Origin of the sequence: Rhodoferax sp. (genome assembly GCF_034520025.1) — a bacterium.
In the GTDB taxonomy this organism is placed as follows: Bacteria; Pseudomonadota; Gammaproteobacteria; order Burkholderiales; family Burkholderiaceae_C; genus Allorhodoferax.
Map to the genome: position 1 here is coordinate 1,093,420 of NZ_JAXHNZ010000001.1, position 13,559 is coordinate 1,106,978.

General features: G+C 60.2%; 8 protein-coding genes. 7 read left to right on the plus strand and 1 reads right to left on the minus strand.

Features of this window, described 5'->3' with window-relative positions:
• The first annotated feature begins 12 nt into the window (after positions 1 to 12).
• Positions 13 to 2,274, plus strand: a complete 2,262-nt coding sequence (locus U5L73_RS05240) for a methyl-accepting chemotaxis protein (protein ID WP_322561351.1) — start codon at positions 13 to 15, stop codon at positions 2,272 to 2,274.
• Between the two features lie 52 nt (positions 2,275 to 2,326).
• A complete protein-coding gene (locus U5L73_RS05245) occupies positions 2,327 to 8,185 on the plus strand; it encodes an Hpt domain-containing protein (protein WP_322561352.1) in 5,859 nt (1,952 codons plus the stop codon).
• Here the strand turns inward: U5L73_RS05245 and U5L73_RS05250 are convergent.
• Positions 8,158 to 9,654, minus strand: coding sequence for a deoxyribodipyrimidine photo-lyase (locus U5L73_RS05250; RefSeq protein WP_322561353.1), 1,497 nt, complete (start codon positions 9,652 to 9,654; stop codon positions 8,158 to 8,160). The genes U5L73_RS05245 and U5L73_RS05250 overlap by 28 nt on opposite strands.
• Before the next feature lie 21 nt (positions 9,655 to 9,675).
• Between U5L73_RS05250 and U5L73_RS05255 the strand changes: the two genes are divergently transcribed.
• The 5 genes from U5L73_RS05255 to U5L73_RS05275 all read left to right on the plus strand — a co-directional run bounded on the left by U5L73_RS05255 (position 9,676) and on the right by U5L73_RS05275 (position 13,548).
• Entirely contained in the window at positions 9,676 to 10,275 is a 600-nt protein-coding gene (locus U5L73_RS05255) for a YqgE/AlgH family protein (RefSeq protein ID WP_322561354.1), read from the plus strand.
• On the plus strand, positions 10,272 to 10,685 hold the full coding sequence (ruvX, locus tag U5L73_RS05260; RefSeq protein WP_322561355.1) for a Holliday junction resolvase RuvX: 414 nt from the start codon (positions 10,272 to 10,274) through the stop codon (positions 10,683 to 10,685). Before U5L73_RS05255 ends, ruvX begins: the two co-directional genes overlap by 4 nt.
• 80 nt (positions 10,686 to 10,765) lie before the next feature.
• The gene (pyrR, locus tag U5L73_RS05265; protein ID WP_322561930.1) at positions 10,766 to 11,263 is read left to right on the plus strand and encodes a bifunctional pyr operon transcriptional regulator/uracil phosphoribosyltransferase PyrR; all 498 of its coding nucleotides are present in this window, start codon (positions 10,766 to 10,768) and stop codon (positions 11,261 to 11,263) included.
• A gap of 2 nt (positions 11,264 to 11,265) precedes the next feature.
• Entirely contained in the window at positions 11,266 to 12,228 is a 963-nt protein-coding gene (locus U5L73_RS05270) for an aspartate carbamoyltransferase catalytic subunit (RefSeq protein WP_322561356.1), read from the plus strand.
• A gap of 24 nt (positions 12,229 to 12,252) precedes the next feature.
• The gene (locus tag U5L73_RS05275; protein ID WP_322561357.1) at positions 12,253 to 13,548 is read left to right on the plus strand and encodes a dihydroorotase; all 1,296 of its coding nucleotides are present in this window, start codon (positions 12,253 to 12,255) and stop codon (positions 13,546 to 13,548) included.
• The last annotated feature ends 11 nt before the right edge of the window (positions 13,549 to 13,559 follow it).

Here is a 13,559-nt window from a genome sequence, read left to right on the forward strand (position 1 = left end):
TAAGGTCTCAACATGTCTGTCGTCGATCAATTGAAGAATTTGTTTTCTAAGAAGCAGCTTGACTCTGAGCTGGACTCGCGTTTGAGTTTGGCGATGCCCGATGTGACTATCGTCAATACAGACAATGAGATGCAGCCCGAGTCGCGGAACGCGCCTTTGCAGGGTGCAGCAGCGGCAGCAGTTGAAGAGGCGGCGCCGACAGAGGGTGACTTGATCACCATTCCGGTGCTCGGGCGCAAGACGGTGGTGGAGCACCAGCGGACGTTGTTCGTTCTGTTGGGGGGCGCGTTGATTGTGTTGGCCGGCGTTACTTTTTATGCGCTGAATCAATCGGACCGTGTCGCTCAGCAGCTGGGTGCGACGGGTCAATCGCTGATGCAGTCACAACGCTTGGCGAAGTCAGTGTCCCAGGCGGTGGTGGGTAGTGCCCAGGCCTTCCCTGACGTGTCGGACAGTGCCAGTATTCTGTCGAAATCGGTTCGGGGTCTCCAGGCGGGTGACGACGAGATGCGCATTAACCCTCTGAGCGAAGACTACGCGCCGGAGCTCGGCAAGGTTCTCCCCCTCGTAGAGCGCGCTGACAAAAACGCCAAGGCTGTGATCGCGCAACAAAAAATGCTGACCCAGATCGGGTCCGCGCTCCGCTTGATTAACCGTCAGTCCTCTGACTTGCTGGAAGTTGCGGAAACCGTTTCCTCTTTGAAGCTGCAACAGAATGCGCCTGCCGCTGAAATTTCTGCGGTCGGTCAGTTAGTGATGCTGACGCAGCGGATTGGCAAGTCCTCCAACGAGTTCCTGACCGCCGAGGGTGTGAGCCCTGAAGCTGTGTTCTTGTTGGGTAAGGACTTGAACACGTTCAAGGAAATTTCTGAAGCACTGCTGTCAGGGAGCACCGAGCTCCGACTCACCGCCACAAAAGATGAAGCTACCCGCGAGCAACTCGAAGCACTGATCAAGATGTACGAAGAGACCCGGGTTCAAGCGGGCGCGATCTTGGGCAACTTGCAGGGCTTGGTGTCTGCGCGTGAAGCGCAAGGCGCGATCATTGCGGATAGCGAGCCCTTGCGCCGCAACCTGGAAGACTTGCAAGCCAAGTTGTCCGGTCAAGCGGGTATCGGTGGCGCCTCTTTGGCATTGCTAATCTTGGCGGCGCTGTTCGCTTTGGTGTGTGCGGGTGGACTGTCTAATGTGCAGCTGCAAGACAGCCGCAAGCGTCAAGTGGTGGCCGAAGACCAGCGTTTGGAAGCGGAGCGGCAAGAGCAGGAAGCCAAGCGCGTGAACGACGCCAACCAGGCTGCGATTCTGCGTTTGATGAACGAACTCCAAACGGTTGCGGAAGGTGATTTGACCCAAGAAGCGACCGTGACCGAAGACATTACCGGCGCTATTGCTGACTCGGTGAACTACACGGTGGAAGAACTGCGCTCGCTGGTGTCGAACGTACAAAACACGGCGGCCCGGGTGGCGCAGACGACCGCAGATGTGGATGCAACCTCGACCGAGCTGCTTGCAGCATCCAACGAGCAACTCCACGAAATTCGAGAAACCGGCAAGTCGGTTCTTGATATGGCGGGCCGTATTAACGAAGTGTCTGCACAAGCCCAAGAGTCTGCGACGGTAGCCCGTCAATCCTTGCAAGCGGCGGAGTCCGGTTTGCAGGCGGTGCAAAATGCGATCGGCGGTATGAACTCCATCCGTGATCAGATTCAGGAAACCTCCAAGCGGATCAAGCGACTGGGTGAATCCTCTCAGGAGATTGGTGAAATTACAGAGCTGATTTCTGACATTACTGAGCAGACCAACGTCTTGGCTCTGAACGCCGCCATTCAGGCCGCATCGGCTGGTGAGGCTGGTCGCGGATTCTCTGTGGTGGCGGAAGAAGTGCAGCGTCTGGCTGAACGCTCCGCCGATGCGACGCGCCAGATTGCGGCGCTGGTGAAGGCCATTCAGACGGATACGCAGGATGCCATCGGCGCGATGGAGCGCTCCACGCAGGGTGTGGTGGAAGGGGCCAAGCTTTCCGATAACGCCGGTACCGCGCTGACTGAAATTGATCGGGTGTCCCGCCAAGTGGCCGACCTGATTGAGCAGATCTCGAACGCTGCTTCCCGCGAAGCGGGTTTGGCGAACGTGGTGGCTGACAACATCCAGCACATTTTTGCGGTGACCGAGCAGACGGGTGAAGGTACCCGCGCGACTGCTAATCAAGTGCGTGAACTCTCCCGTATGGCCGAGGAACTCCGTCAATCGGTGTCCCGGTTCAAGATTTCCTGATCGCGTGCCCACGTGACCTCCCGCCCCGTGATTTCCAGGAGTGCCTGAACCCATGTCGTCCAACCTTCTTGATTCCGGAGATAACGAACTCGCTATCGGTGACTTGGGGCCGTTGGCTTGGGTGCTCGAAGAGCTGCGCAAGTCCCTAGACGGAGCCACCAAGGCGATGCGTCGTTTTGTCCGCGATGCTGAAATGGCCCGCGGAGCGGATTTGACGGAGTTGGATGCCAGCCACCTGCGCATAGCGCGCCAGCAGCTGCATCAAGCAGTGGGTGCTTTGGAAATGGTGGGGCTAGAGGCGCCCGCTAAGTTTGTGCGAGCCATGGAAACACTGGCTCAAAAGTTCGTGCAGAGGCCCGAGCAGTGCAGCGATGACGCGGCGAACGCCATGGAGCGCGCCAGCTTCGCCCTGACGGAATACCTGGATGGTGTTATCAAGGGCAAGTCTGCTTCCTCGGTGGCGTTGTTCCCGCAGTACAAAGTTCTGCTCGAGATGGCGGGCGCGGAACGGATTCACCCTGCGGATTTGTGGCCACCGGCGTGGCAGTGGATCCCGGTGCAGGTGCCCGAAGGTGTGGAGCCGCACACTGCTGGCCCGCAGGTCCGCCGGGAGATGGATCATGCAGTGTTGCGACTCGTCAAATACGGCGAGAAGGATGCCGCACTTCGCTTGTTGCAAGTCAGTCTGGGCTTGGCTGCCGCAGCGCAGTCTATGGAAGAGCGCACCTTTTGGATGGTCTGCGGCGCCTACTTTGAGGGTGTGTCGCAAGACCTGTTTGATAGCGACATCTACACCAAGCGCGCTGCATCGCGCATCCTGCAGCAATATGTGGCGCTGACAAAGGGTCAAACTGCAGTGTCTGAGCGACTTGCCCAAGACATTGTGTTTTTCTGCTCCCGGGCGATACCTGCAGACCCCACTGTGGCACCTGTGTTGACGGCAGTCCGCACCGCTTACGGCTTGACCCGCAACAAGCAAGTGGACTATGTCAGTGAGCAGTTCGGTCGCTTTGACCCTGCGATGCTGGTTCTCGCGCGCAAGCGTATCGCAGCAGCTGCCGAGACATGGTCGGCCTTGGCAGGCGGAGATGTCAATCGCCTCAAAGCAGCAGCTGAACAGTTTGCTGCGGTGTCGGAGGCCGTGACCAAATTGCATCCTGAGAGTGGTGAGTTGGCTCGCGGCTTGTCGCAGGTGATCGAGGCAACTGCCCGCTCTGGCGTGGCGCCTACACCGGCAGTGGCGATGGAAGTTGCCACTTCGATTCTTTACCTCGAGGCGGCTTACGAGGACCTCGACCCCACAGACAACCAGTTGGCTGAGCGGAGTGCCCGGTTGGCGCAGCGTCTCCAGCATGTGACAGACGGCGAAGAGCCGGAGCCGCTGGAAACGTGGATGGAAGAACTGTACCGCCGCGTGAGTGATCGCCAAACCATGGGCAGTGTGGTGGATGAGCTCCGCACGACCCTGGGAGATATTGAAAAGTCGCTGGATCAATTCTTTCGAGACCCGCGCGACAAAAGCCCCCTTCGCAGCGTGCCCGGGCAGTTTGCCCAAATGCGCGGCGTGTTCTCAGTGCTGGGGTTGGATCAGCCCTCGCTCGCCGCTTTGCGGATGCGTACGACGGTGGAACAGCTCCTGGTCGATGAGGTCGACGCCTCTACCGCGCCCACAGGCGTGTTCGAAAAGCTCGGTAACAGCTTGGGTGTGTTGGGCTTCTTAATCGACATGTTGAGCTTTCAGCGCTCGCTGGCAAAGACCCTTTTCGTTTATGACGAGAGCCTTGGCGAGTTCAAGCCCGTGATGGGCCGCGAGCGTATGGTGGTTCCAGAAATGCAGGTCGTGCAGGACGACGTCCAAGACGATCTGGCCAGCTTGGCGGCGGTTGCAGCGGCTGCCCCAATTCCAGCCAGCGCGCCTGCCCATCCCGCCGCCGCGGACTTGGACGATGACGATGCGGCAGAGCTCCAGGACATCTTCCTCGAAGAAGCCCGTGACGTTATTGAGCGCGGACGTGAGGCGCTTGCCGCATTGCGTCTGGACTCTACCAATCTTGCAGACCAAACCACTTTGCGCAGAGCTTTCCACACGCTCAAGGGCAGTTCCCGGATGGTCGGTTTGGATGACTTCGGTGAGGCGTCTTGGGCGTTTGAGCAGCTCCTCAATACATCGTTGGCCGAACAGCGGCCTGCGAGCAACGCGCTGATGGATGTCGCAGACCAGGCCATCGCTGGTCTGGCTCGCTGGGTCACCGATATTGCTCAGGGGCAAGCATCGGGCTGGAGTTCTGTGCCTTTCCGGGCCACCGCTGATGCATTGCGATTGCATGGCCAAAGCGTGGCACTGGATATTCCGTCAGAACTTCCCGCCGCGGTAATTTCCTCGGATGAGGCCCTAATCGAGCCAGAGGCTTCGCTTGCACAAGACGCTCCGTCAATCGAGCAACCTGCAGAAGAAGCTCCGGAGCTGGAGTTGCCTGACCTCGAAGAGATTCAGGTCGATTTTGCAGCCACCGAAATGGGGTCTGTCGTTTTGGATGACCTGCCTTCTCCGCCGCCGCTCGAAGAGGCCAAGCCAGATTTCGTGGCAACACAGATTTTCGACTTCGACGCGACAAGTCTGGATACGGCCGAGCCCACTGCGCAGTCGTTGGACTCCGTGGAAAGCGTCGAGCTCTCAGACGTCGACTTGGGTGACTTCGACTTTTCTGATTTCGATGCGCCTTCACAAACGATCCATGCGCCTCTGGAAACCCGCTTGCTCGATATCGGCGAGCTGGAGAGCAGTGAAGCTCCGGTAGCAGATGCTCTGGACGAGCCGGAAGAGCTTGTGGCAGAGGAATTCAATAGCGAAGAGCTCGTTGAAGAGCAACCCCAGCCAACCACCACAGGGCTGGTGTTGCAATTCCCTGAACGTGTTTCTGCAGATCCCGATGAAGGCATGAAGGTCATCGGCCCGCTGCGCATGAGTATCCCGCTCTACAACGTCTACCTGAACGAGGCCGACGAATGGTCGCGCAGGCTGCAAACAGAGCTGGGTGAGTGGGCCATAGAGCTTCAAGAGCCAGTGTCCGATACCGTCATTTCTTTGGCCCATTCTTTGCTGGGCAGTTCCGCGACGGTGGGCTTTACTGCGCTTTCAGAAACCGCCAAAGCCTTAGAGCAAGCCCTGCAGCATGTTCAGTTGCATCGGCAAGTGCAGGTAGACCATGCAGATGTGTTTTGCGACGCCGCGGAAGACATTCGCCGCTTGCTGCACCAGTTTGCCGCAGGTTTTGTGAAAGAGGCGGATTCACGCATTTTGCAAGCTTTGCAAGACATCACCGAAACGGAATTCCCGGCACCGGTGATGGAGTCCGGGGATATCTTGCAAGAGCCGGACGAGGAGTCGGACTTCAACATCCTTGAATCGGTTGCGCCCGTGGTTTCCGAGCCAGTGCCACTCGCCGAGCCCGAAGCCTCCGCGGATGTGTCTTTGCCGACTGAAATACCAGCCTCCGAGGCGGTGAATGCGCCTACGCCTTTGCCAGAAGCTGCTCCTCTCATCGTGTTGGATGGGGATGATGAAGAATGGGTCGCGCAAGACAGCCTCGATGTGGACTTGCTGCCCATCTTTGAAGAAGAGGCTAATGATTTGATGCCTCAATTGGGTGCTGCGCTGCGCCAATGGGTGTCTCATCCCGATGAGATGGCCGCCCGGCAAGAAGTGATGCGTTTGCTCCACACACTCAAAGGCAGTGCGCGCCTTGCGGGTGCCATGCGCTTGGGTGAAATGGGGCACCGGATGGAGTCCTCCATCGAGACCTTGGGCGCCGAAGGTTTGCAATCACTGCAGCTCGAACCCCTACTCACTCGCTTTGATGCGATGCAGGCGGTGTTTGTGGGCTTGGGTAAAGCGCTCCGGGACGCGGAACAAGAAGCGGCTGTGCCGGCCCCCCCAGTGCCCACGCCAGCAACCGAAGCAACGGCTCCTGAGTCTGGTGCAGCGGCACGCATGCCCAAGCTGTTGCCCGCAGTGGCCGCCACGGCGCCCCAGCCACGCGCGCAAGGTAACCAATCGGTGCGTGTGCGTGCGCAGCTGTTGGATCGACTCGTTAACCAAGCGGGCGAGGTCATGATTGCGCGTTCGCGGGTGGATGAGCGTATCGGTCAGATCCGCATGTCGCTGGGCGAGCTTTCGGGCAACCTGGATCGCTTGCGGCAGCAACTGCGCGATGTTGAATTGCAAGCCGAGTCACAAATGCAGTCTCGACTGGCGCAGACCAAAGACTCGCAACAGGCCTTCGACCCGCTGGAGTTTGACCGGTTCACACGCGTGCAAGAGCTGACCCGCATGATGGCCGAGTCGGTGAACGACGTGGCGACTGTGCAGCGCAATTTGCTCCGCTCGGTGGAAGGCGCCGAGGACGACTTGATCGCACAAGGCCGCCAAGCCCGCGAACTGCAAAAAGACTTGCTCCGCACCCGGATGGTGGAGTTCGACAGCGTGTCAGACCGCCTCTATGGCGTGGTCCGCCAAGCGGCGAAAGATGTCGGAAAGCAAGTCAAGCTGGACATCATCGGGGACGCGATTGAAGTGGACCGCGGTGTATTAGATCGTATGGCTCCCGCCTTTGAGCACTTGTTGCGTAACGCGGTGGCACACGGTGTCGAGATGCCTGCAGTGCGAGTGGCCGCTGGTAAGCCGGCGGCAGGCGCGATTCAGGTCCAGGTCTTGCAAGAAAGCAATGACATCACGGTGACCTTCAGTGACGACGGTGCCGGGCTGGATCTGGCGCGTATCCGCAGCAAGGCAGAGGCTAAGCAGCTGATTGCGTCGGGCGCCGCGATGAGCGACGCTGATGCGGCGAATTTAATATTTATGCCGGGCTTTTCTACGGCGGATGAAGTCACCGAGCTCTCCGGGCGCGGTGTCGGCATGGATGTGGTGCGCGCAGAGGTGCATGCGCTCGGTGGGCGCATTGAGACCCAAAGCCAAGCAAATGCCGGGACCTCATTCAAGTTGGTGTTGCCACTCACCACTGCGGTGACCCAGGTGGTGATTTTGCGGATGGGGGATTTCTCCATTGGCGTTCCGGCCAACATCATGGAAACCGTGTTGCGAGTGCCGAGCGGTCAGCTCAAAGACGCATATGCCGCGCAGAGTTTTTCATTCGGCGAAGAGCCCTTACCCTTCTTTTGGGGCGGTGCATTGTTGCAAGTGTCCGCACAAAGTGAAGAAATGGCGGGCAAAACTCTGCCGGTAGCCATCTTCCGCAGTGCGGGCCAGCGGCTGGCGGTTCACGTCGACGAAGTTCTGGGCAACCGCGAAGTGGTGGTGAAGAACCTCGGCCCACAATTGGCCCGCTTGCCCGGCTTGACAGGTATGTCTGTGCTGGCTTCGGGTGCTGTGGTGTTGATCTACAACCCGGTCGCGTTGGCATCGGTGTACGGCGATCAAGCCCGCGCCTTGGTGACGCAGCGTCAGGATCTCAGTGCACAAGGCACAGACCTAGCCGAGGCGCAGCAGCCCGCCACCGTGGTTGCGGCTACCCAGCTGCCCCTGGTGCTGGTGGTCGATGATTCGATCACGGTGCGCCGCGTGACCCAGCGTTTGCTCAAGCGCGAAGGTTACCGTGTGGCGTTGGCGAATGACGGCTTGCAGGCCTTGGAGCGATTGCAGGAAGAAGTGCCTGCGGTGGTCTTGTCTGACATTGAAATGCCGCGTATGGACGGGTTCGACTTGGCCCGCAACATCCGTGCGGATGCCAAGTTGCGAAGCCTGCCTATCATCATGATCACGTCGCGTATTGCTGAAAAACACCGCGAGCACGCCCGCGAGCTCGGCGTAGACCACTATCTCGGCAAGCCCTACTCAGAAGATGAGCTGCTGGGCTTGGTGCGAGCTTATTGCTCGGTCGCGGTGCCCGCCTGATCCCCTGACTTCTTGAGAAAGCCATAGCGCGCCAAGGTGCGCTCCCTGGCTTGCGCATGGTCCACGATGGGCGCGGGGTAGTTCGTGCCTAATTCCACACCGGCAGCGAGCAGCTCCATCGGCTTGGCGGCCCAAGGTGCGTGGATCGCTTTGTCTGACAGGCCTGCCAGTTGGGGGATATAGCGCCGGATGAACTTGCCCTGCGCATCAAAGCGCTCACTTTGGGTGACGGGATTAAAAATCCGGAAGTAAGGTTGCGCATCGCAACCACTCGAGGCGACCCACTGCCATCCACCGTTGTTAGCAGACAAGTCAAAGTCATTGAGATGGGTCGCGAAGTAGCGTTCGCCCCAGCGCCAATCCAGCCCCAAGTGTTTCACCAAAAAGCTTCCAGCCACCATCCGCAAGCGGTTGTGCATATAGCCGGTCTGGTTGAGCTGGGCCATGGCGGCATCAACGATCGGGTAGCCGGTGCGGCCTTCGCACCATGCTGCATACAAGGCCTCAGCGTGCTCGCCGCTCTCCCACTGAATGTGGTCGTATTCCGGTTTGAATGCGTGTCGGGCCACACGCGGAAAGTTCGCCAGAATTTGAAAATAAAAATCGCGCCACGCCAGCTCCGCAAGCCAAACAGATGCCCCTTGGCTGCCTGCGCGCACCCGCTCCAAGGCCAGGTTAACCAAGTGCCGGATGGACACGGTGCCAAAGCGCAAATGCACGCCCAGGTAGCTCGGGCCCTTCAGGCTAGGGTAGTCACGGGCCTCGCCATAGCGATCCATGCGGACCACAAAATCGTTCAGGAGTGCTTGACCGGCTGACTCGCCGCCGTGCATTCCGAGTGTCTGCAGATTGGTCTCCTCAAAACCCAGAGAAGTAAGGGCGGGAACGGCGCTAGGCAATTCATCAGGCACCGGGGCCAAAACTGTCGCTATGTTTTCGGGGAGCTGATGTTGGGCTACGGTACTCGCCCCGATACGGGCCAGCCACGCGCGGTGATAAGGCGTGAACACGCCGTAGGGCTTGCCCATCTGCGTCAAAACTTCGCGCTCTTCAAAAATCACCTGGTCTTTGAGCAGCTTGAGCTGACGGCCGTCACGCAACAGTTGTTGTTGCACGGCGGTGTCGCGCTCGAGCGCCGCTGGCTCGTAGTCCCTGGCTGCGAACACGGCTTGCACACCCAAGCGCGCTGCCAACGCGGGAATCGCATCCACCGAGTCCGCATGGAGGACGATCAGTCCCCCACGGTCGGATGCCATCTCTTGAAGCCGGGTGTGCAGTTCAGAAACCGCGCCATGGATGAATTCCACACGCCGGTCCTGCCGGGGCAGGTGTTTCAGGATCGCCTTGTCGAAAACAAAAACGCAATACACCGCCTCACAGGATGCGGCAGCGATGGCCAAGGCCGCGTTGTCTTGGGTGCGTAAATCGCGGCGGAACCAAACCAGCCCTTTGGAGAATTCAGATTGCATGTCAGCCGTTAAAATCAGGGAATGTCCGGCGATTCTGCACCTTTCAATCTCACCCATCATTTCCTGATCGCAATGCCCGGGCTGGACGATGAGATGTTCGCCAAAAGCGTGGTCTTTTTGTGCGAGCACTCAGAGCGCGGCGCCTTGGGCCTCATCATCAATAAGCCCGCAGACATGCCCTTGACGGCATTGTTTGACAAGATCGATCTGACCTTGCAGCGGGCAGACCTGCTCGAGAAGCCGGTTTTTCAAGGTGGTCCCGTACAAACCGAGCGTGGCTTTGTGTTGCACGAACCCGTGATCACAGGGAATTCCGAGGCCGCCGAGACTCTCTATGCCTCCACAATGACCATACCCGGCGGGTTGGAGATGACCACCTCCCGCGATGTGCTCGAAGCGCTGTCGATGGGCTCTGGCCCCAAACGTGTGCTGGTCACATTGGGCTATGCGGCTTGGGGCAAAGGGCAGTTGGAATCCGAGTTGGGCGAAAACAGCTGGCTCACGACGCCCGCAGATCACGCCATCATTTTTGACACGCCAGTAGACCAGCGTTACGAGCGGGCGCTGGGCTTACTCGGTCTGCAGTCGTGGATGATTTCTCAGCAAGTGGGGCACGCATGAGCGAGGTCGCAGTGCCTGTCCCCGCGGCATTCACGACCTTTATTGCTTTTGATTTCGGCTTGAAACGTACCGGCGTAGCAGTGGGTAACCGGCTTATGCGTACAGCCCAACCGCAGGGCTCGATCCATGCCGAAGGCAATGCCCGTTTCGATGGCGTAGCCGCCAAGCTTAAAGAGTGGCAGCCCGACGCCATCGTGATCGGCGTGCCCTACCACCCCGATGGCGCGCCACACGAAAACACCGCTCGCGCCAAAAAATTCGGCCGGCAGTTGCAGGGTCGGTTCGGGCTGCAAGTGTTTGAGGTGGATGAGCGCTACAGCACCACCGAGGCGATTGCCAGCGGCGCCAAAGACGCCGATGCCATGTCCGCCTGCATTATTTTGGAACAATTTTTGAGGAACCTCCCGTGATTACATTGACGAACGCCGCCGGGCCGTCCCAAGGCGAGAGCGCCCCCTCGGGGGGCAGCGAAGTACGCGTTGCGACGAGCGTGGGGGCCTTGTTGCTAGATGCAGAGGCGCTGTACCGCGAACTGCTGCGCGGCGTACAGCAGTTGTGCAATGCAGATACCCGCTTGGTGGGTATCACCTCGGGCGGAGCCTGGCTCGCCGAGCGCCTGCAGGCGGACCTGAAGCTCGCGGGCAAGCACGGAACAATTTCGTCCGCCATGCACCGAGACGACTTCGCGAAACGCGGGCTGTCCTCCAGCGGCCAGACCCAGTTGCCCTTTGATGTGAATGGCGCCCACATTCTGGTGCTGGACGATGTGCTCTACACCGGCCGCACCATCCGTGCGGTGATCAACGAGCTGTTTGACTACGGCCGCCCTGCGCAAGTGCGTTTGGCGGTGCTGGTGGACCGCGGCGGGCGCCAGTTGCCCATCCAGGCCGAATTCGCGGCAGCGCGGGTCAGCCTGGCAGCCCACCAGTCTTTGGCGCTGGCCCGCAGCGCTGAGGGTGTGTTTTCTTTTGATGTGCAGGAGGTCTGAGCATGTTGTACAAGCGCAATCCGCAACTCAACAAACACGGCGAGCTGATCCACCTGCTGTCCACTGAAGGCCTGCCCAAAGGCATCTTGACCCACATTCTGGACACCGCCACCAACTTCGTGTCGCTCAACGACCGCGAAGTCAAAAAAGTGCCCCTGCTGCGCGGAAAAAGTGTCTTCAACCTGTTTTTTGAGAACAGCACCCGCACCCGCACCACCTTCGAGATTGCGGCCACCCGCCTGAGTGCGGACGTCATCAACCTCGACATAGCGCGCTCCAGTGCCTCCAAGGGCGAGTCGCTGCTGGACACTATTGCCAACCTGAGCGCGATGGCCGCCGACATGTTCGTCGTGCGCCACAGCGAGTCCGGCGCGCCTTATCTGATCGCCCAGCATGTGGCGCCCCATGTACATGTGATCAACGCCGGTGATGGCCGCCATGGCCACCCCACCCAAGGGCTGCTGGATATGTTCACCATCCGGCACTACAAAAAAGACTTTTCCAACCTCACCGTCGCCATCGTGGGGGACGTGCTGCATTCCCGCGTTGCTCGCTCTGACATCCATGCACTGACGACACTCGGCTGTGCGGAGGTGCGCGTGGTGGGGCCCAAAACGCTGGTGCCCTCTGACATGGCGCAGATGGGCGTGCGGGTGTGCCACACGCTGGAAGAGGGCATCAAAGACTGCGACGTCATCATCATGTTGCGCCTGCAAAACGAGCGCATGAGTGGCGCATTGCTGCCTTCCATGCATGAGTACTTCAAAAGCTTTGGCCTCACGCCTGAAAAGCTGCAACTCGCCAAGTCCGACGCCATCGTCATGCACCCCGGCCCCATCAACCGCGGGGTGGAAATTGACTCGGCGGTGGTAGACGGTGCTCAAGCCGTGATCCTGCCGCAGGTGACCTTCGGCATCGCCGTGCGCATGGCGGTGATGAGCATCGTCGCGGGCAACGAGGCCTGAGGCCCAGATTCAAGGACTGAAGCAATGCAAATTCTGATTCAAGGCGGCCGCGTTATCGACCCCGCCAGCGGCACCGACACCGTGGCCGATGTGGCCATTTCCAGCGGTCGCATTCTGGCCATTGGCACTGCGCCCGCCGGCTTTGCCCCGCAAACCACCATCAAAGCCCAAGGCTGCATCGTCGCCCCGGGCCTGGTCGATTTGTCCGTGCGCTTGCGCGAGCCCGGCCACGAGCATGAAGGCATGCTGGCCAGCGAAATGGCCGCTGCGGTGGCTGGCGGCGTCACCAGCGTGGTCTGCCCCCCCGATACCGAGCCGGTGCTGGATGAAGCAGGCTTGGTCGAAATGCTGCGCTACCGCGCTGAGCGCTTGCACCAGGCGCGCGTGTTCCCGCTGGGCGCGCTCACCCGCAACCTGCAGGGCGAGGTGCTGACCGAAATGCTGCAGCTCACCCAAGCCGGCTGCGTGGCCTTTAGCCAGGCCGAAGTGCCCTTGCTCAATACCCAAGTCACCCAGCGCGCTTTGCAGTACGCCAGCACCTTCGGCTACACCGTGTGGCTGCGCCCGCAAGAGGCCTACCTCGGTAAGGGCGTGGCCGCCAGCGGCCCCTTGGCCACGCGCATGGGCCTCTCCGGCGTGCCGGTAGCCGCTGAAACCATCGCCCTGCACACCATCTTTGAGCTGGTGCGCGCAACAAAGGCTCGCGTTCACCTGTGCCGCATCAGCAGCGCCGCCGGTGTGGAGTTGGTGCGCCAGGCCAAGGCCGAAGGCCTGCCGGTAACCTGTGATGTGAGCATCAACTCCCTGCACCTGACCGATGTGGACATTGGCTACTTCGACAGCCGCATGCGCCTGAACCCGCCCTTGCGCCAGCAGCGCGATCGCGATGCTCTGCGTGCCGGCCTGGCCGATGGCACTATTGATGCGCTGGTCTCGGACCACAACCCTGTTAGCGCCGACGAAAAAACACTGCCATTTGCTGAAGCCGAACCCGGCGCCACCGGCCTGGAGCTGCTGCTGAGCCTGGCCCTCAAGTGGGCGCAAGAGAGCGGCTTGGGCGTCGCCGATGCAGTGGCCACCGTCACCAGCCGTTCAGCTCAGGTACTTGGCGGCGCATTGGGCACCTTTGCCGCCAGCGCAGGCCGACTCACAGCAGGCGGTGCGGCCGACATCTGCGTGTTTGACCCCGCCGCCCATTGGGTGGTGGAGCCATCCGCGCTGGCCAGCCAAGGGCAGCACACTCCCTTCGGCGGCTACGAACTGCCCGGCCGCGTGAAAGCCACGCTGGTCGGTGGCCGCGTAGCCTACACCGCGGCTTAAACGGCGCGACA

Coding starts and splice junctions, on each gene's coding strand:
- U5L73_RS05245 (WP_322561352.1), top strand. CDS start 2,327: ATGTCGTCCAACCTTCTTGATTCCGGAGATAACGAACTCGCTATCGGT.
- U5L73_RS05275 (WP_322561357.1), top strand. CDS start 12,253: ATGCAAATTCTGATTCAAGGCGGCCGCGTTATCGACCCCGCCAGCGGC.
- ruvX (WP_322561355.1), top strand. CDS start 10,272: ATGAGCGAGGTCGCAGTGCCTGTCCCCGCGGCATTCACGACCTTTATT.
- U5L73_RS05250 (WP_322561353.1), bottom strand. CDS start 9,654: ATGCAATCTGAATTCTCCAAAGGGCTGGTTTGGTTCCGCCGCGATTTA.
- U5L73_RS05270 (WP_322561356.1), top strand. CDS start 11,266: ATGTTGTACAAGCGCAATCCGCAACTCAACAAACACGGCGAGCTGATC.
- U5L73_RS05240 (WP_322561351.1), top strand. CDS start 13: ATGTCTGTCGTCGATCAATTGAAGAATTTGTTTTCTAAGAAGCAGCTT.
- U5L73_RS05255 (WP_322561354.1), top strand. CDS start 9,676: ATGTCCGGCGATTCTGCACCTTTCAATCTCACCCATCATTTCCTGATC.